This is a genomic window from Bacillus cereus group sp. N21, from assembly GCF_016483395.1.
Lineage (GTDB): Bacteria > Bacillota > Bacilli > Bacillales > Bacillaceae_G > Bacillus_A > Bacillus_A pseudomycoides.
This window is the reverse complement of the sequence record NZ_JAEHBX010000047.1, coordinates 14,881-40,439: the sequence shown is the minus strand read 5'-3', so window position 1 is coordinate 40,439 and position 25,559 is coordinate 14,881. Positions and strand designations below refer to the sequence as shown.

Genomic DNA, 25,559 nt, shown 5'->3' with positions numbered 1-25,559 from the left:
GTCTCGTGGGCTCGGAGATGTGTATAAGAGACAGGAACTAATTTATGTATTAACAGATTCTATTATAGTAAAATGCTTCGTATTGCAAACGCAGAATAGGGAGGTACATCACAACGACAAAGCCAATTACCTTATTCTAAAAGAAAGCATATTCACATTTAAGTGAAAACTAATTTTATTAATTAAACTAGACTTAACAAAATTATGTATGAATTAAAAGAACAAAAAAATTAACAAATCATAAAAAATGAATACCTAAAATCCTACGTTTATTAAGTACTCAAATAGACATGTTTTGATGCCTTGTAAGAAGGAAACTCGTGTTAATTTGTTTTGTCACAAAAATCCCCTTATGTAAAACAACCTCTAATTAACAATATTTTCACTGTTTATCTAAAAGAGATAATTACAATGGAAATTGGTTTGAAATTTTTTCTTAAATAGCAACCTCTGAATAAAAAAGAAAGAACATATCTTAAATGGTAACTTTTTATACAAATACAAGTATTAGGGAATTATAAGCCGAGTAATTAAATAACAAAGAGTTTAAACGATAATCCACAAATACATAATCACACTGACTAAACTCCAAACTAGACATGAAAAATGCTCCCAAAATCCATTCTCAACTACTGTAATTAGGAATGAATTTTAGAAGCACCTAAAAATTTATATTAAAACATATCAAATAACTTACAATGGATTCGTTTTTTTAACCTTTAATTCCAGAATCATTTTAGCTATTTTTTCTAATATTATTACGCCCTTTTGTATATTTTATTTTTATTGTAGGATTAGCAATTTTTATTCCCATAGGAGTCGAGCTTATTGTAAAATACTGACCAATTTTAACTCTATGTATTACAGAATACTCTTTACACAAAAAATTAATAATTAAATGCTCATGTCATATAATATCTACTATAATAAGCATTATTTTTTATCTTGAACTGTATACTTCACTTAATATTCGTTATTAATGTGACACTACAAACATTAAGCACTAATAACTTGCGCTGTAAATAATTTTTTATATTGAGTGGAATTATTCATAAGTTCTTCATGCGTTCCACAGCCTATAACTTGTCCGCTTTGCATTACATAAATTATATCTGCATTCTCAATAGTTGATAGACGATGTGCAATAACAATAGTTGTACGACCTTGACGCAGCTTATCTAATCCCTTTTGTATGGAAGATTCAGTTTCTACATCAAGTGCAGAGGTTGATTCGTCAAGAATAAGAATATCAGGATCCTTCAAGATAGCACGTGCAATAGCTAATCGCTGCCTCTGTCCCCCAGATAGTGAAACTCCTCTCTCACCAACCATTGTATCATAGCCCTCAGGTAGTTCTTTAATAAAACTATCAATCTGGGCAACTTTACAAGCCATACGTAATTGTTCCTCTGAAATTGCTTCAAGCCCCATAATCAAATTCATTCGAATTGTATCTGGAAAGAAATAGGGTTCTTGAGAAACCATCGCAACACGACCTAACCATTCTTTTGTTCGAATATCTTGTATCTTAGTTTTGTTAACTTTAATTACACCAGTGGAAGGAGCATACAAGCGAACTAACAGTTTAGCAATTGTTGATTTTCCACATCCACTTGGCCCAACAATGGCTATTTTTTGACCTACTGGAAATTTCATAGAAACGGATTGTAAAACATTATGGGAATCTTGTTGATATGCAAAATCCACCTCGTTTAAGGCTATACTTTGAATCGGTTCTTCTAACATAAGCGAACCGTCTTTAATTATTTTTGCATTTAGCACATCATTAATTCGATCAATTGATGCTTTACGATTATATAGTTTAATAACAAAATTAAATACGTCTTGATATCCTTGTACTAATTTTGAAGTGTATTGGTAAATAACAACAAATAATCCTATAGAGATGTTACCTTGTATAACTTCGAACGCCCCGTATCCAAGAACCGCTAGATTTGCCCCCCACTTTAGAGGATCTGTGAGGAATGAAAGTTTATTTTGAAACTTTACTTCTTTTATTCCTGAAGCTAACAATCTTTCAAATAATCGATTATAATTCTTCAATTCCCACTGTCTACGATGATATGCCACTACTTCCCGAGTAGAGGAAACACCTTCTTCAATATGTACAAATAGTGCAGACTTATTTTCTTGTACCTCTCTAGAAATTTTTTTTCCTTTTGGCCCTAACTTAGTACTAACCAAATAGTAAATAACACTTATTAAAAAAACAATTAATAATAGAACAGGACTAGTATAACCAATAATTCCTGTTAGAAGGACTACTGTTAGGATTGACTGTATGCCCTGAGGGATATTAAGTGCAATTGTATCAGCTATAATTGCAACATCATCATTAAATTTATGCAAATATTGTGTTGTCGGGTTCTTAAGGAAATCGGCCATTGATATCTTTTGTAGCACCGAAAGCATTCTCTCTTGGAGTGAATTATGAATTATAATTTCATTTTTGCGCATCACGTAAGGTGATACTGTAAACATAATGGCATATCCAATAAATGCTATAGCAAACAACAAAATTACTAAAAAAAGTTTGCCGTATTGTTGTTGCAATAAAACATCATCAATTAACCATTTTTGAAGACCTATCATTGAAAGGTTAGCTACTGATTCTAAAATTACTAAAAAAATAGATAGTACAAACATCCACTTTAATTTTTTTATATACTCGAACACTAAACCTAGATTTTTCACACAATTACCTCCCCTTTAGACGAGATACCTGATGCCAGTTTATAGAATCTCCCTCGTTGTTCCATCAATTCCTGCCAACTGCCTGATTCAATAATTTTTCCTTCTTCTATAAATACAATTCTATCAAAATCTTTGATTGTAGATAGACGATGTGCAATGGTTATAACTGTACGATTTATTAACAACTTGTTAAAAGCTGATTGTACTTCTTTTTCACTTATATTATCTAGCGCGGATGTCGCTTCATCTAAAACTACAATTGAAGGATTTTTAACAATCATACGAGCGATAGCAATTCTCTGTTTTTGACCACCTGAAAGCTTGAAACCACGTTCACCAATATGAGTATCATATCCTTTATCCAGCTGCATAATAAATTCATGACAATGCGATAACTTTGCAGCTTCATATATCTCAGCGTCAGTAGCATCTGGATTACCAAATCTTATATTTTCTTTAATGCTAGTGTTAAAGAGATAGGTTTCTTGGAAAACAAACCCTATAGAGTCACGTAACTGTGCAAATGAAAGGTCCCGTAAATTAATGCTATCCAAATAGATATTACCTTGCTGTGGATCATAAAAACGACCTATTAGTTTGAGGACAGTAGATTTGCCACCACCACTCTTTCCCACCAATGCCACTCTTTCCCCAGCTTTAATCTTCAAGTTAAATTCCTGTAGCACACATGGACGCTTAGAATATCCAAACCCTACATTGCTAAATGTGATTTCCCCAAGAACATTTGAAATTGAAGTAGGCTCTGTTGGTTCAATAACTTCAGGAATCCTCTGCATAAAAAGATATAATGGCTCTATTTGATACATTAACATTCGTTGTTCCGTAATCGCTGTGACAATAGAAGTCAAAATATGCATTGCTGAAAAATAATACAAAATATATGCAACAAATTCTCCAGTACTTAATGATCCGTTCTGTACTAAAAGTGCCCCACATAAAAAGGTAGCAATTGCACCAATATAATAAGAAAGACGGCGATTTGTTCCTCTGAGATATGCGAAGAAAATAGCTTTCTCATAATTTGTTTTCAATTGACTATGTAAATTTTGAACCCTTTTCAAATCCCAACCTACATGCCCAGATGTACGATTTTCTCCCATTGATGCTAAGCTCTCGTAGAGTTTTTTTTGTAAACTTTGAAAAGTTTGTGCATTTGTACGGCTATATGTAGATGCTTTCCTTTCCAGAAATGGTCCGAAAATATAATAGAAAAGAAAACTAGGTACAATAATTAATGTAAGTAGTACTGAAATTTGTAACATAAAACATAAAGATACTAGCGTAAATATCGTATGCTCAATCGTCGTCGGTAAGTATTGTCTATATATTTTTTGAACTGCCTGCATTTGTGTGTTCATAAAGGAAAGCGTCTCTCCTACAGAATGTTGTTCAAAATATGCAAATCCAAGATCACGTAACTGTTTGAATGCTGCGAATTGCGAATCTCTAGAAGATTTTTCAATCAATTGACGTTGCCAGAGATTTCGTACTGCACTTAGTAAAATACTTATTGATACAAGCCCAAACATTATAAAAAAGACATATCCTAACTGTTTTTTATCTTGTAAAGGCAATATTGTGTCAATAATATATTGAATAAGTTTTGGAATTGCTAATTCACTAGAGGTGATTAACAACCCACTAAGTATAATCAGCAAAAGCTTCCATTTATATGGTTTTAAAAAAGATAAGGTCCATTTATAGATTTTTAATGTTTGACTCCGTTTTAAAGTGAGCTTATTCATTCTTGCTATCCTCCCCCAAAAAATATACAGAACATTATTATATATAAAACTTTAATGAAAATTGTTCCAATTCTATGAACAGATTAATATAATCTTTCCTCCTAAAATAGTAAGAATCATTAAATTTCTCCAAAGAAATAGACAAGTTTTTGACTAAAAACTTGTCCATTTCTTCAATAATTATTATCATTACATGTTAACTTTAATCATGTTAACTTTAATCATGTTTACCTTAATTAAATTCTCTTTTCTCATTATAATCACCTCCCTATACATAATTGTAACTTAATATGACAGTGTTTACAATAATTTTCTGTTTTTTTAAAAGATTGAAATTATTAAAAAGAAATAAAGTAAAAATATTTTAGATCCCGTACATATTTACAAATACTTTACATCTTTAATATAGTAGCACTACTAAATTTAAAGGATCTTGTTATATATTTATATTAAATCAAAGGAAAACTATGATTTAAAACGAAAATTTATCATTTGATTATAAATTTTACATCGATCAAGTTTTTAACTCTTTATTTTTCAAACGTAATGGCAAAAATATGTATAAATGGATTATCTTCGAATCGAATCTGATTGAAATCCACATCATTCACAAAATCGATACAATAGTGCCATAAACGCGGACTAAAATTATAGTTTTTCCCATTAATAGAATGTACATAATCTAAAGTTAATGCACATTGATCTGAAAAATCAGGGTTTACAGAAATAATGTCACTGAGATGTACGCAACACTTAAATACTTCTATTCTATCTTTCAAAAAATAGACATCCTCATAAAAACTTCCATTACTAGAAGCACCAAAAAAATGAGCTCTTCTTGCTGTTATATTCTCAATATCTATAGTTTGACCCATCATCTCCAAATTATCTCCTGCTTCATAATAAGTAAAATGAAAAGGTACTCCATTAGATTCAAAAAACTCTCTACTCATTAATACCTCAGCAGGCAAAGAAGATTGTCCAAGAGTAAGATTTCCTTTATTACATTCCCCTTCATAAGTCATTCCACGATTATTTACAAAAGGTCCTATATCTAACTCTATAAAGCGTCCTATATTACTCATTCCTCTCATATTAATTATTTACAAATGTGATGTCGAAAGCACATGCAAATAATTCTTTAGTTCTTTTACCACTATCTTTTCTAATTCATATGCCTTATCAAATCGTTTAGAAACTCGCTCTTCCATACCATCTAACCTTTTGCTTACAAACATCCGTGCAATGAGATTAGCTAGAACGGCCCAACATTGATATGCATCTTGATAGCTTTCAATTAATGCCTTACTTTCTTCTTTATCATCAAAGCTTTTTAAAAATGTAGCAAGATGGTAACGAGAGTTTGCAATATCTTTAAGCCCTGTAAAATAGCCATCTAATACTGGCCTAGCTGTGTTGAAGTCCTCTTTAAAAATTTGCATAAAATGCTCTTTCATATGGGGAATGGATTGTAACCCTACCATAGTATCTTCAAATTCAAGTTGAATAGTATGGCCTTCCATAGCCTTTAAATTTTCATCTAGAACACTAACTATATCTACCTCATTTTTAAAATTAACCTCTTTAATAAATTTATATACATTTTCCTGGCGTGCCGTATTTTTATAAACAGAATAGGCAGCCTTCTTAAATTGAGCTTTACTTAGTTTCCCGTAATAATGATAAAAATGGTCACAAATAATTAAATCATCTTCTTCTGCCTTTATTACTTCAACAATATGATACTCATGTTCTCTTTGATAATAGTGGCAATAGGGTAGTTCAAATACATCAAGAGAAGCAGCAAAAGTTGTGTCTAAAATATTCTCTTCAAAAACTTTTTTCACATATTCCTCATAATCACCATAGGGATATGAATTTTTTTCTAATTTAATTCCGTTATATTTATATATATCCTCAGCAAGGATACGAAAAGAAGACATTAAGATTAACTCATTATCTGTATTACCAAATATTAAACCTGCTTGTTTCCATATCTGCTCTACCGGTATTTTATGTCGTGATAGCATCGCAGCTGTAACTAATTGAGAACAATTATGATAATTACTTTTAAAAAGCGGATTCTTTAAATTCATTACTCTAAATACCTCCTCTCTTTCCTTATACCCAGCGTTTTTTTAAAGAAATGATTCCTAATTCTTTTTTTCCGATTACTTCTTTTAATAAATCTTCCGTCGGTGGATGAAATGTAGCTGCTCGTACATCACGATATAGACGTTCTAATAAATCACCTTTATCTAACGATTTGAAACCCACAATTTGCATTGCCATGTAAACTATTTCGTTTGCTATCTTAGTAACAAATTGTTTAGCAATCAATGTTTGAGTATATAAGTCATTAGTAAATTTCCCGCTATTTAATTCCCTATCGGCTTGTTGTGCAGAACTTAATAGTTGTGCTTTTGAAACTTCTAACTTGATTTTCATTTCAGCTATTTTATATTGCACCCCGGGTAAGAAAGCTAAAGGTTTATTAGATATTCGATCACGCTTCTTTTCCACAACCTTTAGAACATGATTATACGCAGACTGTGCAATTCCATGGTAGACTGATACAAAAGCTAAACGAAACCAGTAAATTAGATCCTGAGTATCTTCGATAGCATACCCTTCTCGCCCTAATAAATAATTATCCGGTACAAAAACATCATTGAAATAGACATCATGACTCATAGAAGCACGCATACCAGAATAATTCCATGACTCTTTAACAGTTACCCCCTCACTTGGGATTTCAGTTAATAACGCTGTCAAACCATATGGAGTTTCCTTCTTTAAATCCGCTTGGAAACAATAGATTGGCAAATATTTAATACGTGGACACCCTGTTACAGTGGGCTTAAATCCATTTATTATATATCCTCCCGGTACCTTCCTAGCCTTAATAGTTGTTAAACTCTCAATTTGTTCTTTATTAAACATAAATAATACATTGGGATCACTAACTGAAGCAATAAATTCACCATTCTCCCTAATGTCTTTAAATACAATATTTTTTTGCTCTTCATTAAGAATTTGCTGGAATCCACCCAATGAGTAGTAGTGCATGGCTAAAGAAAGTCCAGTAGAGGAACATCCTTCAGACAGCTTAATTATTAATTTTACAATTTCTTCAAAACCCATACCTAAACCACCATAATCTCTCGACATATTCGCAATATGTAGATTTTCATCTACAATATCATCAAAATTTCGATGTGGAAATTCTGGTTTTCCATCATAATCTTTAGCACGCTGAAAAAAGTTTTTTGATAAATGTTCTAATATCGATATATTATCATTAATCATTTAACCTCTCCTATTCGAACAATTGAATATTTTGTCTTAGTAACAAATCTTCTGGCTCTCCCTTCTCACGAATAATCAACTCTCTCCCCTCAAGGAACAATAATTCCATAGGTGTAGGATGTCCCAAAAAATGACACGGACTATATGAAAGCCCATAAGCCCCTGATTTTTGAATACACAGGACATCTCCTTTTTCTGCCACAGGTAATTGAACATTACGCCCTATTAAATCTTCTGGCGTACAGAGTGGTCCGACCACTGAGACCGTTTCAGATCCTTTAAGTTCACCTGATTTTTTTAATAAACTCATTGGATAATTATTACGAATAACTCGCCCTCGAAATGTCACAGCTTGATGATGATGTAATCCTCCGTCTGTCACTAAAAATTTTTCTCCTTTTGATTCCTTTACATAGGTAATTCCTGTTAAATAAGCTCCACTCTCTGCCAGTAAGTACCTACCACTTTCTAAAATATAGCGTGTACGAGGAAAAATCTTCTTGTTTTCCATGATGAGAAGATTTAATCCATTTGCTACCTCTTTAAAATCAAGTTCTTTTTCATTTTGAAAATAAGGTATACCGAAACCTCCACCCAGATTAATCATTTCACAAGTCAGTTCGAATTTTTCTAAAATTTCTTTCGCTAAATTTATAGTATATGCAAAAGAATCAAGAATAGAAGAAGCTTGTAGAATTTGAGTACCAGAATAAATATGGATTCCTTTGAAATGCAATTGATTAGAGGTCGCAATAAATGAAAAAATTTCATCAATTTTTGATTCATCAATACCAAATGCCCGTGGAACTCCACCCATCTTAATTTTTGCACCCGATTTAAAGGAATCTGGGTTAATTCGAACACCAATTGAAACCTTCTTCTCTTTTTCAAAAGCTAAAGTTGCGATTTTCTCTAATTCTTGAATTGACTCCACAATTATGCAATAAATATTTTGTTCAATGGCATAAGCTAGCTCATTTTCTCTTTTCCCTGGACCAGAAAAAATAATGTTATCAGGAGTATATCCTACTTTTAATGCCGTCTTCAATTCACCAACTGATGCTACTTCTATGCCGGTACCCCATGAGCGAAAAAGCGATGCAATACTTGCATTAGAATTTGCCTTAAACGAAAGAAAAATATCAACAGCGGAATTAAGCTGACTACGAACACAATTATAATGGCTTTTTAAAAAATCCCCGTCATATACATACATCGGGGTACCATATTGAACACATTTTTCTAATAAGACACTATTATTTATTAACAATAAGCTCCCTCCTTTCTTTAAAAAATAGAAAAATTATTTTGCATAAAACGAGATGTCATTTTCTCTACATTTTTACGTTGTTTTCCATAAAACAGGATGAATACACGGTAGTACGTCCTAATCTCTGTTGTGAATTTTCCAAAAGTATAGATTAAAAAACCATCATCCGCTTCTGGTTCTATTACGCATTCTAGTTTCTTTCTAATTGAATCGAAGGAATGCTCTTCTGTTAGTTCAAATCGTACAAATCGACTTTCTATATAGGTATATTTCAAACTTAATTTTGTAATTAATGATAATAAGTAAGTAGCTTGCGTAAAACGAGCATTAAATTCAATTATAGGAAATAACTTTCCCTCTCTATCAAGTACTGAATCTATGCCTAATATCCCTCGATAACCATCCTCATACAATAGTTCACCAATTTTTATTATATCTAATTGATAACGTTCTAATAAATCATCGTCATATCGTGGGGTATAATTTGTACCAGTATATACTCCGTTTTCATCAATTATTTGCTCAGTAATTGCTAGAAGATGACATCCTTCATCTTGAATTAACAACTGTGAATTAAGAGAACGGTCAATTGTATGCCAACCTTCTAGTAAAAATTCGAAAGCATGACCACGACGTTGTATAAAACGAAGCAAACTAAAAAACTGTTTTTCATTCTCTAAAATCCTTAATCCCTTTCCTGAAGAACCATACGGAATTTTAAGTACTACTTTTTGAAAACCTTCTTCTCTTAAAACTTGATAAGCATGTTGTAAGTCTTCTGAATTGTAACAAAAAAACCCCCTAGTCACAGGAATATTATGCGTTATTGCCCATTTCCGCGTGTTAAACTTATTATTCAGGTATTTGACTAGTTTAGGGCTTGAGCCAAAGATTGAAAAGGTATTGATCTGTTCTTCATTAAATATATTTTCTGAATTGATATATGGGATTAGAATTCCTGAGCCCTGCTCATTTTCTAACCCCTCTAAATTTTCAGATATACGACGAAATTGAGGAAGTATTATACCGTTTTCTTCTAAGTAGGAAAGAAATATTGGATCCGGATCATGCCTTAATATCACACAGTCTTCTGCTCGTGCCATAAAGAATAATTGTTGTTCTTGTTGTTTAACTAGTTCCCACTGTTGTAAATCCTTAACTGTGGGGAATACTTTCGAATTATTCCATTCTTGTTCCTGATTTATGTTGTAATACCATACTACGTTATCCACCTGCATAAAATTAAACAAGATCCACGGATCAATTAAATTTGTCATTTTTAAATTTTTCCTTCAATTAATTCAACAATTTTGCTAACTGTATCAAAGTTACTAAATATCAACTCTTCATCTTCAAACGCAATATTATAATAATCCTCTAATTCAACAATTAACTGTACCGACATTATTGAATCAAGACCATAAAAAGAGAGATTTTCATTAAATTGAACTGGTTCTTTTAATTCTAGTATCTCTACTAGTTTATCAGTTATAATTTGAACGATACTATCTTTAGTTTGTGGCTCCATTATTTATTCTTCCCTTCATATACTCATTAAAATATTTACTTGTTTAGCTCTGCTACTCGATCCATATTAAAAAAGCGCTTTACAATAGGATCTTCCCATTTATGAACGGCATTCGAACTATCAAGTACTTCTGATAGATAATCTATTGATTCTGGTCTCAACGCCTCCAATAGTTTTTGTGGAATTATATCTGGAAAAACCTCATTTACATAATGAAGAGCAAAATATATTTCTTTCTCAAACCCATATTTTTTTATTCGTCCAATAAATGTATCAATATTAAAGCAAAATCTCTTGTTAACAAATAAGCCATATATATCTACCATTTTATATAGCACCAAATCCTTCATAATTTGAACTTCACTACGATAAATTGCTTCCTTATAGAAATGCATACATACAAAGAACAGCATGTCTTCTTCTTGCAATGCCCACATAGGAAATTTTCCGTTGACTAATACCTTTACTCTTCTATTCAGCATTTCTTTTACAATATCTTCTGTACGATTACGCGACATTAGGTCTACTGAAAACTGAACGTCCACTTTATGACAATCGAGAAAAACACAGTCGGGTGTTGCCATCATATATGGATATGTTTGATGCGAATTCATCTTTAAGTAGAGTACTTCATTGCGTTTAGCTAGATTAATTGAGTTAGTATCGTAATTCCACGATCCTTGTACATACCCGAGTTCATTTAGGATTTTCCCAACCTCTGGTAATTTATCAAGTGAAATTAATAAGTCATTATCATTAAACATTCGCAATCCAAAATCTTCATATGCCCATTGAGCAATAATGCTTCCTTTAACCAGAGTATACTCAACACCACGATTTTCAAACTCTTTGAGCATCTGATAGTTTAATTCTATATTTTCGAGAGCTGTTTGATATTGTCCTTTATACATAATTTCCAATGATTTCAAAAAATATGTTGCTTTAAAATTCTTCCTCTCGTGAATAGCATGATCACGTATATTTTTCCACGCAATTCCAGAGGTTCGGTGGACTTGCAACATACCGAGTACTAGATTCCAGTCCAACACTGCATATAATAGCTTTTTCAAATTCTCGATTTCTGTTTTATTTAGGCTTAGTTTTGACAAGAGTAGTACAAGCTGTTCCTCTTGTGATAAAGTATTATGCAAAAATTTCTCCTCCCTTTTTCTCAAACAACTTTTCTGGCCAACAAGCGTCATCTTTGCCATATTGATTTAAAAATACCTGCAACCAACGATCAATACCGAAAGCTACACAACCAGATTTTAGATTTTCTCCATATTTGTTTGTAATATCGAAACTTTTACATAACGTATCATCACAGTAATTGAAAGACGCAATTGAACTTGATTCACCGTTTGTTACTGCAACTAATTCATATTTAGCGTTTGCCATCTTCTGATACGTTACTTTATCCATATCTTCATAGAAGAAGAATGGATCGCTTGCAGTGACTACTTTACCATTTAAATTAAGGTCGTTGAATAAATTCCATACTTCATCTAAAATTTCCATACGTAAATCCAGTATTTGTTCTTCTGAACCAATAAAGACAATTTCTCGCATTGTAAACTCGAGCTTTCGCAAAGGATTCAAACGCCATTGAATTTCGTGTCGGAAACAATTTCCTTTTGCAGTGATTATTTTTGGACTTGTGAACTGCTGATTTGTCCATTCTGAATAACAATGGTAGCAAACACAAGGTTGAAGGAAACGACCACTGTCTTGAAAATGACCTGCATGAAAGCCATTTCCTTCTTGGCGAATACTGTCGATTATCTGATAGTTATGTGGAATTTCAAAAACAGCAAAAATGTTCTGAGGAAAATTAGTATGATATTTACACTTTTCCATTATTTCATTCGTTAATGTTACAGGATATTGTCGAAGCGTCGCTCCTGCATTTCGGGCAATTTCAATGAACTGCTGATCAAAAAATTCAAGTAATTTCAACTCTAATTCTCCATAAAAGGCTACATCAGCAACTTTTTCTGCAGAATAGATATGTTGTTGATCCATTGATAAATTAGACTTCAGTTCTTTTTCATTCAAAAACTTCCACCTTTTAGAACTTTCCGATAATTCACTGTATGATAACTGAAAATTTTCAATATTTTCATCCTTAATAAGTTCAACTTCAATTACTCCTTCTGATTCAAGAAATTGTACAAATTGAATATTAGGTGATAAATAGGCTATCCGTTCTATAAACTCTGATAAAAATTCTTTTTTTAAATGGCCCGGTATTGGAAAATGAATTTTCATTGTAACCTCCATGTAATTTATAATTAAGATTATTTATACTTCTAGAGGATTATAATTATCTTAAAGATAGCTATACCTATTAAATTATTTATTTGAATGTTTTATGTAGAAATTTCCCTATAGGTTGGTCCAGATGATAATCACAATGTTCTACTGCATCTTTATGACTTTTTTCTACTGCAATACCTATTTTACAATTTCGAAGCATATTACGGTCATTATAACCATCACCAAAAGCAACTATATGTTGAAGGCTTGTCTCATCAAAATGTTCACGCAAATGTTTTTTTAGTGCGACTGCTTTGCAAGTATTACTAGGCGTAATTACTACTGTATTTAAATAATCAATATATGCAACATTACAAGCAAAACGTTTCGTCAGCATAGACAAATCTATTTTATCCGGAGGAAAAACGAAAATGTTCGTTATTCCTCCAAAATTTTGTTGATTAAAATTAACTACATGTATATAATTTCTTGGAACCATATAAATCATTGAGTACTTCAAAACAGCTTGTCTATTAGAGGCATAGTGCTTTCCATCTGCTTCAATTACAAATTCTGCTTTATCATGCAACAAACTATATATAAATGGAAACAGCATGCTAGACAATACGCTCTTTATTGTTAACGATCCTGTACCTCTATGAAAAAACACATTCCCATCATTAAGAATTACAATATCATTAAACATTTTTAAAAATTCTTTTTCTAAACGTAGACCACGAAATGAATCGTACGTACGCCCTGTTATAATGATAGGCGTAATAGACTTACTGACCAGTAGTTTAATCCCTTGATTCACTCCATCAAATAGCTTTCCCTTTTCATCTAATATTGTTCCATCCAAATCAAACGCAGCATACTTAATTCCCTCAAACTTCAATACCATTCTTCCCTTCTTCAAATTAATAATTAATTATTTTGTAGTCGGAGATTACTGATATTTACAAACTCATTAAACATTTTTAAGCTATTTGATTCAGTCGTACCAATACGTGGACTTTTGAATAGAAATGGACATACCTCATCAATTACACCACTTAGATTTTTATCTTTAGCAAATTTCGCTACACGTATTGCATTTGCCATAACACCAGCTGAGTTAGGGCTATCTTCCACCTGCATGCGAACTTCAAATGAAATTGGTGAATTTAAAATTGATTTTCCTTCTAATCGTAAATAACAAACTTTATTATCACCAAGGTATTCTACATAACCATTAGGACCTGCCGCTACATTACTCGCATCAATACCTGCTGCAAACAATGCTTTTCGCTTCGATTTTTGTTTACTCACGGAACGATTTGAATTAGATAAATTCAAAAAGTCTGTGTTACCACCAAAGTTAAGTTGATAAGTATTGGTAACTTCTATACCGCGAGATTGTAATAACTCAATCAAAGCTGTATGTAATGTTGTTGCTCCCATGTGGCTACGAATATCATCTCCTAATAGCGGTGTACCACTTTCTTCAAACATTGTTACATATTCTGGGTCGTTTGCAACAGGCTCCGGTGTTGCATTAATAAATGCAGTATTTGATATAGAACATGCCTTTGCATATGAACGAACCGCATTATAAGAACCCGTTGGCAGGTAGCAAATTAATACATCTGCTTCCACTTTTTTTAAGCGTGCTGCTACATCAGTAATATCTACTTTTAACGTCTCAGGATGAGCTTCAATAATTTCTTCCATATTTCCTTCCAGACCATCATACAACGGACCAGGCTCTACGCTTACATCTTGAAAAGGAACATCAATATGACTGATGGCAACTGTAGGATTAATTAAAATCGCTTCTGATAAATCAAGCCCTATTTTGTTGCTATCTACTTCAAATGCTGCAACAAATTCTACATTGCTTAAACTATACCCTCCGATTTCTTCATGCATAATCCCTGCAAGTAAATCACCTTGTTCTTTGGCCATAGACACAATTTGAATAATACTTGATGCACAAGACCCAACTCCAGCAATAGCAACTTTTATTTTTTTCATAATAGATAACCCCTTTTCATTTGTTATTTTTCATAATTTTATCTGAAAACCAAGAAATTAATAAAATCCAATAATATGGCTCTTTGCAATAGATTACTTGAAGTTTTTTGCTAATCAATTAAAAATTGCTATTTTCTTTTTGACCACAAACTTTATTTTAACGTTTATTATTATTAAAAATTCTCAAGATAAACTCTCATCTGGTTAAATTACAGATAAAGATAATTTGTAGGATACTTTCTATAACAACATTACAATTTAATTCGTTTTCTTTTCCGTTCTAAGAATATAAACCATTCATTATAACCCAATTCTTTTAAAAATTTTCGAACCAGTTCCCAGTCATCGGCTACACGAGTAGGATGATGGGCATCGGAGCCAAAAGTAACTTTTACACCGTAATATAAAGCCCGTTCCAAAATATCATCCGCTGGATACCAACCACCGCAATCCTTTGTCTTTCCTGAGGTATTAACCTCTATAACTACATCACATTCTGCAATCACTTGAAGTGTCTGATCAATAGTTTTCGTTTTAATATCTGAAAAAGATGGATAAAAGCCTTTTAGTGCATCGATATGTCCTAAAATATCAAACATTCCACTTCTAGCGGATTGTTGAATTAGATCATAATAAATCTCTTTCTCATATAAAACCTGTTCCTGACTAATGTTATACCAACGCTCTCTATTAAATAAATCAATACCATTGGATACATGTACAGAACCAATAATATAATCCAAAGGATATTTCTTATACAGATTACGATACAGTTGTGCATGCTCAGGGAAAAAATCAGATTCTACCCCTACTAGCACATTAATTTTATCTTGATATTCTCTTTTTAATTCTAGAACTTCGTTTATATAATGAGAAAACTCACTTTTAGCCATCGCAACCCATGGTTTATATTGGTCTTGTGATTCCCCAAAAAAAGGTGAATGATCAGAAATACCAATTATATCTAATTTATTTTTAATTGCTTCCTCAATATATTCACGGATACTTCCTATTGCATGACCACACCTATTATGATGAGTATGCATATCAAATTTCATATATACTCCCCCATTACATAGCTGTATAACCACCATCAACCATCAAATTCTCACCTGTAATGAAACTCGCCTCATCAGATAATAAAAATACAATCGCAGATGCAATTTCTTCCGGATCAGCTGTACGTTTTAACATATGCATCCCTCCGATTTCAGGATGTTGATTAGCTTGCTCACGGTTTAAACCCAATTCCTCTAAATGATATCGTTCATTGTTCTTATTCCAAACCGTTCCAGGATTAACAGCATTTACTCGAATATTGTTCTCTGCCAAATCCATTGCCATGCATCGTGTCATATTAGCTACAGCAGCCTTTGTTGCGTTATATGTTAAATACTTTGATTGCGCAATATGCCCAGATATTGATGCAATATTCACAATAGATCCTTTACCCACTTCAATCATTTTAGACGAAACATGTTTTACACAAATTGCTTGTCCCATAATATTTACATCCATAATACGGCGCCATTCTTCTACAGTTGCCTCAATTCCACGCATAATAAAGGTTGCTGCGCAATTGACCAACATATCAATACGTCCAAATTTTTCAATTGTGTCACTTACCATATTTTCAATTGATAATTCATCAGAAATATCAGTCTCTACAAAGTATGTAACTATGCCTTCCTTGTTTAGTTCCGATTCTACTTGTCTCCCAATTTCCATATGGTTATCAGCAATAACTACTTTTGCTCCTTCCATTACTAAACGATCCACAGTAGCACGACCGATTCCTTGTGCCCCACCTGTTACGATAACTACTTTCCCTGCAATACCACGCATACGATTTCATCCTCTTTCTTCTATATAAATTCATTTACCAATTTAAAGGTTGACCATCTCTAAAAAGTAAACCCGTTGGACCATTATCTTTTAGAGTTGCTGCCCATACAATTCCACGTGCCCCCTCTTCTATAGTACGGATTGCCTCTTGAGTTCCCATTCTTGTTCGTACCCACCCTGGACAAACTGCATTAACAAGAATATTTGAATCGAATCCTTCCACCGCAACAATTCGAGTTAATGCATTTAGTGCTGTTTTTGAGATTCTATAATATGGGCCAGTTCGCGCGTCACGACGAATATCTTTAGAAGCCGTTAAACTTGTTATTCTTCCCATTCCACTTGAAACATTTACAATTCGTCCATAGTTAGCTAGCTTCATATATGGAAAAAAGGCTTTTATAAGTCGCAAAGCGCCATACAAATTAACATTTAACGTGTTTTGCAAAACTTTTATATCCATATTAAGCACGCTAGGAAATTGATTATCAATCTCATTATCCAAAAAGACTCCTGCATTGTTAACAAGTACATCAATCCGACTATATTTTGAAATAACAAAATCAACCAATCGTATTATACTTTCATCATCTGTTACATCAAGGGAAGCTGGCACAACATTCCTTGCAATTCTTGAGGCTGCTTCATTCGCATCTTGAATATTTCGAGCTGTCAATATAACCTGATACCCAAGTAAGCTAAGTTGTTTGCAAATCTCTTCCCCAATGCCTCGATTTCCACCAGTAATCACCGCCACGCGCATAATTTATTCCCCCTATACTACAAAAAGCAATCCATATTTAGTTGCTTACGAACAGATATTAATGCATCAAATGACCATTCAAGATACCACGCTAAAAGATGTGGAGACTCCTTACGCAACATGTTAAGATAACGTGCTGTCGGCAGATAAAGTAGTTGGATCAGCGGTGTTATAGATCTTAATTCATACTCAGATAAATTGCATTCAACTGAATATGAGTTAATAAACTTTGCAGTCCTACTCATGTCCAGTTTAAAAGCCCCACGTTTTACGCGTGTTAGTAAATACGCTGCAACCGCAACATCATATATTCGAGGCCTAAACTCTACTGTATCAAAGTCAAGAACCATAATAAGATTTGACCCATTGTACAGAAGGTTATTTGCGTGAAAGTCTCCATGAGTAAGAGAGACAGGTAATTTCTCATAAATTTCTGGTGTTAGGACTTCTAAAGCTGTCTTTAATTCTCTTTCATATACAGCAAATAAATGGGAACCTCTCATTTCATCTGTGCACTGCAATAAGGCATTACCTGTAGCTTTCAAGCTTTGTTTCGGTTGATATATCCACTGAAAAAGCTGACAGTTAGGGTTTGGGGGACCTTTTGGTAAGTTTTTCATCGAATGCAATTGAATCATATTTTTTATAACTTCTTGCTCGTCTGTTTCACTTCCCATCTGATGAAAACGCCCCTCTATAAATGGCCTTAGTTGCCAAAAACACCCATTATAAAGTACCGTTCTCTCCCCTTTAAATGACTCAATCATATTTTGTATAGGATAATCGCGTTGAATAAGTTCACTAGTAAGTGTTTCTAAATATTTTAACCACGGCAAGTAATGATTACGTACACACTTTCGTAATACATAATGAATATCTTTATAAGTTATTTTCCAGCCATAATTTGGACTCTGTCCATTTAATGGTTCAATTTTTGTTGGCTTTTCTAAAAACCAGGTTTGCATCACATTACATACTAGCTGATTTCTTTCTGCCATACTGTCTCTTTTTACCATAGCTATCATCTTCCCAATTTCACCTTAATTTTTATCAGTTTGCTTTTAAAATCATTACAAGTAAACCAACATACATGAACCGATAAGAATATTTCATTTCAATTAAATGCCCAGTTTTCCTTGCCCTCATAGTTCTTCAAGAAATCATCTAATTCTTTAGATGACTGTATACGTATACAAGTTACACTACGTCCATTTAGATTTTCAAATAATTCTTGATTATTAGTTTTTACTTCTGGGTAAACTTTGTATGTGTAGCTAAAAAAATTCATGGCATTTTTCAAATGTTCTCTATTTCCATTCCAAAGTACCTCTTGTTGTATGAGACGTCGAAATGCTCGCTTAATAATTCGAAACATTATTTTTGGACGTTTGACATCCAACCAAATTACTGTATCAGCACATTCTAATAAAATCTTGTGAAGTGATGAATATTGCCCATCAATTACCCATTTTTCTGATTGCGCCAAAAATTTAACGGAATTTTCAAATTCCTCCTGCCCAACCTTTGTCCAGTTTTTCATCCAAAAATAACTATCCAGTTCATAATGCTGTAACTTTAACTTATCCTGTAGAATTTGAGCTAGAGTCGATTTCCCAGCTCCTGGTGGTCCCACAATCCAAATCCGCTTCCCTATTTTTTTTCCTTTCATCGTTCCTCCTAATTTCCTTAAGTAAACATGAAATGGCTTAATCTAACTAGTTTTACTCCTGTAATTTCCGGTTTTTTGAAATATTTTTGTCTTTTACATAAAAAGTGCTGAAACTTTTGTAATGTTTTTAAAGTCAAACTTAAAAAGGACCCATATACGCCTTTAATAATTCTAAAGATTCATTCGAATTACAATCTTCAGTTAACTCGAAGATTGCACCGATTCTATCCCCCACTTGAATCTCAGGGTTCTCTAAAATGCTATGAATCTGTTTTTCAGAATACCCATTTCTTAAAAGCAAGTTACCAAAAGCTGTTTCTGAAAATGAAATCGTACGTTTTGAATCGCTAAAATAATGGATTAAACCAGCCATTCCCTCAATAGGGCCTGGTGAAATATGGATTCCATTAAACCTAGTACAAATATTTGAAAGTCCAAATCTTTCTTGTTCCTTTAGTAACATATGCTTAATTGATCCTTGTACAGCATCCTGAGGATCAGTTGCACCAATCGTTTCTCGACGAATGCTCTTCATCTCCCGTGAAGAACTACATTCGAACAAGACCACTGATTTACCTGGTGAAGTGAACCATTCTACTTGACAAGGATGAAAAGGATTGAGAATCACATATTTTTCACCATCAATTACAGCTTCTATTGCATATATGCCTGCCCCTAATTTATTTACCTTAACATTACGGGTTAACACCTCTAAGAAATAAGAGGAAAAATTCGGATGTTTACTCAAAAACTGATGGCCACCTAATACCTTCTTTGTATCCTTAATAGCATAAGGGAATTTTTTGAATAAACGATTTCTAGCTTCTATAGACATCTTTTCAAGACCGAATTTAGAAACCTGATTAAGCATTCCGTAGTGTTTTTCCATAAGGTTATTCTGCAATAAATAAGAAGAAGACAATATACGGGCTGATTTCACTTTAATTTTATGTTCTTTTAACATAGATAGAATACGATTGAGAAGTGCTTTTACATTAACCCCTTCCTCAATCATTGTTAATTCTGGTTTAAGCATGATGATAAATTGATTCACATCCATATTTTGTTCGAGATTAAATTCATATTCTCTAATCCAAAAATCAAGTACTTTCTCTTGATCTCGTAAACAATGTTCGATAGCTCCCAAAATCTGTTCATTCATTTTTGGTGGCATTTGTATCACCACATTGTTATACCATGAAATATTAACTCATGAGTTATTTTATCTACTGAATTAATAAAATCATTAACAATTTTTTCGATTTTTTCCTTTTCACCTAAATTTTCATCCCAATTAGGAATATTTACCGTAATTTCATCTGGATTATCCAGTGGTGCTTCTTTTGATGTAAAAATGTGCACTTCTACTGATTTTCCAATTTCCTCATAAATTTTATCAGCAATTTTTTGTGTTAAAACACCATACAATTTCCCTGTATGATCCAGAGGATTTTTACCAGCTGGTGCTTCAATGCTCATTGAACGCATTGGTGTAATTAGTCCATTTAGACGGTTTCCTCGTCCTACAACTCCAACATCACCTGTATCAGCTACTGAACCAAGAGCCGTTAAATAGGGACGACCATTACGGTCTGTAGCATTTAGCATTAGCTCTGGTTTTAATCCAAGAGTATTTTCAATAAACGTCGCAATTTGCTCTTGACACTCTGCTTTTCTATTAAAATATTGGTCTAAATTATGAATATCCTTTGCTAAAAAGGGCATGTTAACTATTAAATTAAAGTGCTCTCCTTGTCGACTCCCGAAAATTTTCACATCCCAACCAGTATCTGGATTATCTCCTTTAAAATCAGAACCATTTATATATTGCTCTGTGTAAAGAACTAGCTTTTCTAGGCGACTTAGTGGTGCATGGGCATGTAGTAAATTACAATCGTTAGAAACCAGTCTCTTATCACCTATTTCAATCATTTCATCTAATGTCATAGGACGATAACGAGAATTTTTTCTTCCTGCTCCTTGGTGATCAACAATGCGGCAATCAATCACTAAATGCTTCTTAGGTTCAAACCCTGTTGTAACTTCAGATAAAACATCCGCTGCAGCTTGAAATAGAATTTCCTCAAGAGGAATTTTTTGATTTCCAAATAAATAAGCACCTTTGCCCGCAAATATTACCTGATACGGTTTTACTAGCTCACCTTTACCATAATTAACATCCGCATCACCACCAAGTAACATAACTTTATCAAACCAATGATGGGCAACTCGTCCAAATTTTTCAACACAATATTTTGAATAGTATCTCGAAGCACGTTCGGCAATTGCATCACACATAGTATCGGGGTGTCCTACACCTTTACGTTCTACCAATTCATAGGGAATACTCTCTATATCATAATCATTACTATTTTGCAATTGGAAAATTGTCTTTTTTATTTTTGTCATTTTTGTCATTTTTGTTACTCCTTCTATTCTTATAATTAATACTATCTATTTCTCAATAATTCAAACATCATAAAATTTCATCTTATGGAAATATTAACAATTTTTAATTTAACATATCCGAATTATTTGTTCAATTAGAATTTTCTATTTTTTTGTTTAATAACAAATTTTATGAATATTTTATTTGTAGAAATTTTTTAAAACTTATGCTAGTATATTAAACAAAACTATGAAAAGAAAGGTAATGGATAACTTGTGCCTATCTATGTATAATAAAGAAAATTTACAAGATAAACTATCTGAATTATCAATTGAATTGGATCAAAGCTTAATTCAAGACAATATTCCAGGTTGTTCAATTGCTATCGTATTAAACCAAGAAATTATTTGGAGTCACGGTTTTGGATATGCCAATATTGAATCTAAAATTCCTGCTACAGCGGAAACCATTTATCGTGTTGGATCCGTTACCAAACCTTTCACAGGTCTAATGTTAATGCTTTTACGTGATGCAGGAAAACTGCAATTAGATGATAGCTTAGAAATATACGAGCCACTACTAAAACAACTTAAAACTTCCTATACAGAGAAAAAAAAACTTACGTTTAAAATGATTGCTTCACACATTTCTGGATTGCCTAAAGGAGTAGGATACCAGATTAAAGATGAAGAAAATGTTAAAAATATGCTGGAAAAATCCATCAATGCAGTTAAACTTGTCACTCCCCCATGGTCTCATATTAACTATTCAAGCTTAGGTTATTTTATCTTAGGTTACTTACTAGCGAAGATTTCTAAACAATCCTATATTGATTATTTAACTGAACATATCTTGGAGCCACTTGAAATGAATAAGAGCGGCTTCCGTATTTCTGACCCTAAAATGGCAGTAGGTTATCAAACGGGAGAAGATGGTACTAATAGTCTAATTATAAATTCAGATGATATCCGATGGCGTGAACCATCAAACGGATTATGTTCCACTGTGATAGACACTTCAAAATTCTTATCGATGCAATTTCAACAAAACCCTAATAGTTTGCTTACCCCTACATCACTACGTGAAATGCATAGTCCTGTTATGATGCTACCAGATTGGAGTAGAGGAGCTGCGCTCTCATGGTTTATTGAACGTTTCGAAGGGCATACTATATTAGAACACAGTGGTGAGAAAGATGGATTTAATGCTTATATTGGATTTCTACCTGATTGTAAACTCGGAATTAGTATCTTTTTAAATTCCAACAAAAAAAAAGCTAAACCTCTGTCCCGTTCCATTTTAAAGGCACTAATTTCAACAGAAGAAAATGAACGTTTTTCCAAGCGCATCTTAAGACTTAATCAATTGCTACGGTAAATTGATTAAGTTTCTTCTTTGTACTAAACCCTATAATCTTTTGAGTTTATAATTTTCTTATTCATTTTCTAATAAATTGTAGGTTTGAGATAAATTTTGATCAAAAGTATGCTGCAAAGTTTGATCAAAATGTGTAGGTTTTATTTTATGGTGGTGGGAGTTTTTATAGAACAAGATTGATTAAAATCACAAAATAAAATTATGTATAATCAAATAGTTTCGCGACTTTTTTAAAACATCGTGAATTTCTTTCAAACCTACATAAATTACTAAACGTGATAAAGAGTCCTCTTCTTTAGGAAAGAAGAGGACTCTTTATCACGTACCAATATTAATTTTATAATTGATAATAACGTAAGCCCGTACTCAAACAACGCCTATAAAAAGAGCTGCACCGCCGGTACTATAAAAGTATCAATTTAAGGAGTTGCTTTCTATGCCACACAAAAAATTGACAATCGTCCCCGTTACATTACATAGCGAAAACAAAAAAACTTTTGTAACCCATTCACCAGCAGGGCCTTCCTCTTATCCTGCTTGCACGATTAAAACAGTTAATACTGAAATTTCCTTCTTCAACAGCACAGATGAACCTATTATCCAAACAGTTATGAAGGAGTTGAAGCTTCTGTGAAATACGATTACACAAAGGTGAAAAACATATACATTATTTGCGGCAAGACAGATATGAGAAAAGGAATTGATGGGCTGGCAAAACTGATTCTAGATTCTTTCGAACTTGATCCTTATGGCGATTCCATTTTCCTGTTTTCGAGCTGGAGCAAAGACCGCTAATAATGTTTGTATTTTGATGGTGACGGCTTCGCAATGCTTTATAAACGTTTGGATAACGGCAAATTACAATGGCCTAAGGATGAAAAGGAAGTACGTAATCTTACAATCTTACACAACAAGAACTTCGTTGGCTCCTTGAAGGTTTATCAATTTAACAGCCAAAGACCATTCCACAGTCAACGAAAGGTGTATTTAAAATCTGTTTCATCGTTATTTCTTCTTGGGTCTACGAAGTAAACTAAGTATAATAGAAATAGCGAATCTGAATGAAAAGTCGTGAGTGCTCTGGTGAATTCTTCTCATGATAAAAAAGTTATTCAAATTCTTGAAGAACAATTAGCTTATATGCAGCAACAAAACAAAGATTTATCAAAACAAATTGAAGCATTAACTGAGCAAGTACGCCAGTTAACTAAGCTTTTATATGGATCAAAAACAGAAAAAGCGAAATATAATGCGCCAGACGGGCAAGTGTCATTATTTGAAGATGACCCGTCTTTTACTTATTCTGAGTATACAGAACAACAAAACCAACAGACGATCTCTTATACTGTTGTACGAAACATTCAAAAGAAGAAACGAAATGATTCATTACATGATGATATAGAGGTAGAAGCGATTCATCATTATCCAGAACATACACAATGTTATTGTTGCCAAGAGCAAATGATTGAAATTGGAAGTACGTTGGTTCGTGAGGAAGCAACATTTATTCCGGCGAAAATGTTGAAAGTGCAACACATTGAACATGCGTATGAATGTAAAACATGTAAAAATAATCCGTTACAAAAAGCACAGATAAAACGCGGAAAAGCACCGGGACCTCTCATCCAACGAAGATGACAAAAATCTCTCCAATTGGGTCATTCGTGCATCGCATGACTGGTTATTACCGATTTATGAACGAATGAAGTCTTTCATGATGGCTAAATCCATTTTACATATTGATGAAACGTACGCACAAATTATCAACCGTTCTGATGGGAAATCCGGGGAAGCGAATGCTTATAATTGGGTGTATCGTAGTGTACCTAGTCAGGGACCAACAGTAATTCTGTTTCAAAGCTCGTTATCACGCGCTCGGTCTGTGCTGGAGAGCTTTATTAAGATTATTCTGGAACGATTGTATGCGACGGTTACTCAGCTTACGACAAGATAGAAGGTGTTACCTTTGCGAATTGTTGGGCGCATGTTCGTCGATATTGGCTAAAGGCGGACAGTAAAAATGGGAAAATCGGTGTAAAATATTGTGATGATTTATACCGATTAGAGAAAAATTTTAAGCACTTATCTCCAAGTAACCGCAAAAATACGCAAAGCCAATCATGGAAAAGTTTTTAGAGTGGGTTGAAACGTCGCCGTTCTTTGGAAAAAATGCGCTCGCCAAAGCAGCCGAATACACGCTCAATCGAGTAAACGGTCTACAAGTATTTTTGAAGGATGGGCGCATTGAAATGGATAATAATCCAGCTGAAAACGCCATCCGTCCAAATGTCATCGGTCGGAAAAACTGGCTTTTTTCCGTAAATGAAGCTGGTGCCAAAGCCAACGCTATCTGTTTGAGCATCGCAGAAACAGCAAAAGCGAATGGAGTGGATTTCTATCAGTACCTCGTGAAGTTACTGACGGATCTACCAAACTTAGACATCCATCGCAACCAAGAAATATTAAATCAATACATGCCATGGTCCAAAAACATCCAAACAGCATGTAGAAGATAAAATAGCCGTATATCTCATGAAAAAATGAATGATATACGGCTATTTGTGATGCGCACCGTAAAGGTGCGCTTGTTTTTTATAATTCGGGCTTACATAATAACCATACTTATCTATTATCTTTAGAAAGCTATATTATCCCA

General features: G+C 33.2%; 21 protein-coding genes and 2 pseudogenes. 4 read left to right on the top strand and 19 right to left on the bottom strand.

Translation table 11 applies throughout. The annotated features are described in order from the left end of the window. Positions 1–996: 996 nt before the first annotated feature. The 19 genes from JDS96_RS21660 to JDS96_RS21570 form a co-directional block, all read right to left on the bottom strand. On the bottom strand, positions 997–2,715 hold the full coding sequence (locus JDS96_RS21660) for an ABC transporter ATP-binding protein (RefSeq protein WP_199667999.1): 1,719 nt from the start codon (positions 2,713–2,715) through the stop codon (positions 997–999). Continuing rightward, positions 2,712–4,481: an ABC transporter ATP-binding protein gene (locus JDS96_RS21655; protein ID WP_199667998.1), complete on the bottom strand. Its 1,770-nt coding sequence runs from the start codon at positions 4,479–4,481 to the stop codon at positions 2,712–2,714. The genes JDS96_RS21660 and JDS96_RS21655 overlap by 4 nt, the downstream gene beginning before the upstream one ends. Positions 4,482–5,011: 530 nt before the next feature. Beyond that, positions 5,012–5,566: a hypothetical protein gene (locus tag JDS96_RS21650; protein ID WP_199667997.1), complete on the bottom strand. Its 555-nt coding sequence runs from the start codon at positions 5,564–5,566 to the stop codon at positions 5,012–5,014. A gap of 18 nt (positions 5,567–5,584) precedes the next feature. Next, positions 5,585–6,577, bottom strand: coding sequence for a hypothetical protein (locus JDS96_RS21645; RefSeq protein WP_199667996.1), 993 nt, complete (start codon positions 6,575–6,577; stop codon positions 5,585–5,587). A 25-nt stretch (positions 6,578–6,602) separates the two neighbouring features. Continuing rightward, positions 6,603–7,790, bottom strand: a complete 1,188-nt coding sequence (locus JDS96_RS21640) for an acyl-CoA dehydrogenase family protein (protein ID WP_199667995.1) — start codon at positions 7,788–7,790, stop codon at positions 6,603–6,605. Between the two features lie 10 nt (positions 7,791–7,800). After that, entirely contained in the window at positions 7,801–9,060 is a 1,260-nt protein-coding gene (locus tag JDS96_RS21635; RefSeq protein ID WP_199667994.1) for a type III PLP-dependent enzyme, read from the bottom strand. A gap of 17 nt (positions 9,061–9,077) precedes the next feature. Continuing rightward, a complete protein-coding gene (locus tag JDS96_RS21630) occupies positions 9,078–10,337 on the bottom strand; it encodes an ATP-grasp domain-containing protein (protein ID WP_199667993.1) in 1,260 nt (419 codons plus the stop codon). Positions 10,338–10,339: 2 nt separating this feature from the next. After that, a complete protein-coding gene (locus JDS96_RS21625; RefSeq protein ID WP_199667992.1) occupies positions 10,340–10,588 on the bottom strand; it encodes an acyl carrier protein in 249 nt (82 codons plus the stop codon). Between the two features lie 35 nt (positions 10,589–10,623). Next, positions 10,624–11,739, bottom strand: coding sequence for a nucleotidyltransferase family protein (locus JDS96_RS21620; RefSeq protein WP_199667991.1), 1,116 nt, complete (start codon positions 11,737–11,739; stop codon positions 10,624–10,626). After that, the gene (locus JDS96_RS21615) at positions 11,732–12,856 is read right to left on the bottom strand and encodes an aminoacyl--tRNA ligase-related protein (RefSeq protein WP_199667990.1); all 1,125 of its coding nucleotides are present in this window, start codon (positions 12,854–12,856) and stop codon (positions 11,732–11,734) included. Before JDS96_RS21615 ends, JDS96_RS21620 begins: the two co-directional genes overlap by 8 nt. Positions 12,857–12,944: 88 nt before the next feature. Further along, positions 12,945–13,748, bottom strand: coding sequence for an HAD hydrolase family protein (locus tag JDS96_RS21610; RefSeq protein ID WP_199667989.1), 804 nt, complete (start codon positions 13,746–13,748; stop codon positions 12,945–12,947). A gap of 23 nt (positions 13,749–13,771) precedes the next feature. After that, positions 13,772–14,860 carry an inositol-3-phosphate synthase gene (locus tag JDS96_RS21605; protein ID WP_206777170.1) on the bottom strand — a complete coding sequence of 363 codons (1,089 nt, stop codon included), beginning with the start codon at positions 14,858–14,860 and terminating at the stop codon, positions 13,772–13,774. 251 nt (positions 14,861–15,111) lie between these two features. Continuing rightward, positions 15,112–15,918 (bottom strand): histidinol-phosphatase, encoded by an 807-nt coding sequence (locus tag JDS96_RS21600; protein ID WP_199667988.1) that lies wholly within the window; start codon positions 15,916–15,918, stop codon positions 15,112–15,114. Between the two features lie 13 nt (positions 15,919–15,931). After that, complete coding sequence (locus JDS96_RS21595; RefSeq protein ID WP_199667987.1) at positions 15,932–16,705, bottom strand: SDR family NAD(P)-dependent oxidoreductase; 774 nt, start codon at positions 16,703–16,705, stop codon at positions 15,932–15,934. A 34-nt stretch (positions 16,706–16,739) separates the two neighbouring features. Beyond that, complete coding sequence (locus tag JDS96_RS21590; RefSeq protein ID WP_199667986.1) at positions 16,740–17,468, bottom strand: SDR family NAD(P)-dependent oxidoreductase; 729 nt, start codon at positions 17,466–17,468, stop codon at positions 16,740–16,742. Between the two features lie 17 nt (positions 17,469–17,485). After that, positions 17,486–18,484, bottom strand: coding sequence for a phosphotransferase enzyme family protein (locus JDS96_RS21585; protein WP_199667985.1), 999 nt, complete (start codon positions 18,482–18,484; stop codon positions 17,486–17,488). Positions 18,485–18,582: 98 nt separating this feature from the next. Further along, complete coding sequence (locus tag JDS96_RS21580; protein ID WP_199667984.1) at positions 18,583–19,137, bottom strand: AAA family ATPase; 555 nt, start codon at positions 19,135–19,137, stop codon at positions 18,583–18,585. Positions 19,138–19,276: 139 nt separating this feature from the next. Continuing rightward, positions 19,277–20,311, bottom strand: a complete 1,035-nt coding sequence (locus JDS96_RS21575; protein WP_199667983.1) for a DEAD/DEAH box helicase family protein — start codon at positions 20,309–20,311, stop codon at positions 19,277–19,279. Positions 20,312–20,316: 5 nt separating this feature from the next. Further along, positions 20,317–21,555, bottom strand: coding sequence for a methionine adenosyltransferase (locus JDS96_RS21570; protein WP_242479959.1), 1,239 nt, complete (start codon positions 21,553–21,555; stop codon positions 20,317–20,319). 235 nt (positions 21,556–21,790) lie between these two features. Between JDS96_RS21570 and JDS96_RS21565 the strand changes: the two genes are divergently transcribed. From JDS96_RS21565 to tnpC, 4 genes and pseudogenes are all read left to right on the top strand, one after another. Further along, positions 21,791–22,903: a serine hydrolase domain-containing protein gene (locus JDS96_RS21565; protein WP_199667982.1), complete on the top strand. Its 1,113-nt coding sequence runs from the start codon at positions 21,791–21,793 to the stop codon at positions 22,901–22,903. A gap of 436 nt (positions 22,904–23,339) precedes the next feature. Then, a complete protein-coding gene (locus JDS96_RS21560; RefSeq protein WP_199667981.1) occupies positions 23,340–23,537 on the top strand; it encodes a hypothetical protein in 198 nt (65 codons plus the stop codon). Continuing rightward, positions 23,534–23,935 (top strand): annotated as a pseudogene (gene tnpB / locus JDS96_RS32320) (IS66 family insertion sequence element accessory protein TnpB). The gene JDS96_RS21560 and the pseudogene tnpB overlap by 4 nt, the downstream one beginning before the upstream one ends. Positions 23,936–23,974: 39 nt before the next feature. Beyond that, positions 23,975–25,419: pseudogene (tnpC, locus tag JDS96_RS33485) on the top strand (IS66 family transposase). Positions 25,420–25,559: the final 140 nt, after the last annotated feature.

What these genes read in the sequence shown, in the direction of transcription:
- JDS96_RS21655 (WP_199667998.1), bottom strand. Translation starts at nt 4,481, where the DNA reads ATGAATAAGCTCACTTTAAAACGGAGTCAAACATTAAAAATCTATAAA.
- JDS96_RS21650 (WP_199667997.1), bottom strand. Translation starts at nt 5,566, where the DNA reads ATGAGTAATATAGGACGCTTTATAGAGTTAGATATAGGACCTTTTGTA.
- JDS96_RS21645 (WP_199667996.1), bottom strand. Translation starts at nt 6,577, where the DNA reads ATGAATTTAAAGAATCCGCTTTTTAAAAGTAATTATCATAATTGTTCT.
- JDS96_RS21640 (WP_199667995.1), bottom strand. Translation starts at nt 7,790, where the DNA reads ATGATTAATGATAATATATCGATATTAGAACATTTATCAAAAAACTTT.
- JDS96_RS21630 (WP_199667993.1), bottom strand. Translation starts at nt 10,337, where the DNA reads ATGACAAATTTAATTGATCCGTGGATCTTGTTTAATTTTATGCAGGTG.
- JDS96_RS21625 (WP_199667992.1), bottom strand. Translation starts at nt 10,588, where the DNA reads ATGGAGCCACAAACTAAAGATAGTATCGTTCAAATTATAACTGATAAA.
- JDS96_RS21615 (WP_199667990.1), bottom strand. Translation starts at nt 12,856, where the DNA reads ATGAAAATTCATTTTCCAATACCGGGCCATTTAAAAAAAGAATTTTTA.
- JDS96_RS21610 (WP_199667989.1), bottom strand. Translation starts at nt 13,748, where the DNA reads ATGGTATTGAAGTTTGAGGGAATTAAGTATGCTGCGTTTGATTTGGAT.
- JDS96_RS21605 (WP_206777170.1), bottom strand. Translation starts at nt 14,860, where the DNA reads ATGAAAAAAATAAAAGTTGCTATTGCTGGAGTTGGGTCTTGTGCATCA.
- JDS96_RS21600 (WP_199667988.1), bottom strand. Translation starts at nt 15,918, where the DNA reads ATGAAATTTGATATGCATACTCATCATAATAGGTGTGGTCATGCAATA.
- JDS96_RS21595 (WP_199667987.1), bottom strand. Translation starts at nt 16,705, where the DNA reads ATGCGTGGTATTGCAGGGAAAGTAGTTATCGTAACAGGTGGGGCACAA.
- JDS96_RS21590 (WP_199667986.1), bottom strand. Translation starts at nt 17,468, where the DNA reads ATGCGCGTGGCGGTGATTACTGGTGGAAATCGAGGCATTGGGGAAGAG.
- JDS96_RS21585 (WP_199667985.1), bottom strand. Translation starts at nt 18,484, where the DNA reads ATGGTAAAAAGAGACAGTATGGCAGAAAGAAATCAGCTAGTATGTAAT.
- JDS96_RS21580 (WP_199667984.1), bottom strand. Translation starts at nt 19,137, where the DNA reads ATGAAAGGAAAAAAAATAGGGAAGCGGATTTGGATTGTGGGACCACCA.
- JDS96_RS21575 (WP_199667983.1), bottom strand. Translation starts at nt 20,311, where the DNA reads ATGCCACCAAAAATGAATGAACAGATTTTGGGAGCTATCGAACATTGT.
- JDS96_RS21570 (WP_242479959.1), bottom strand. Translation starts at nt 21,555, where the DNA reads ATGACAAAAATGACAAAAATAAAAAAGACAATTTTCCAATTGCAAAAT.
- JDS96_RS21565 (WP_199667982.1), top strand. Translation starts at nt 21,791, where the DNA reads ATGGATAACTTGTGCCTATCTATGTATAATAAAGAAAATTTACAAGAT.
- JDS96_RS21560 (WP_199667981.1), top strand. Translation starts at nt 23,340, where the DNA reads ATGCCACACAAAAAATTGACAATCGTCCCCGTTACATTACATAGCGAA.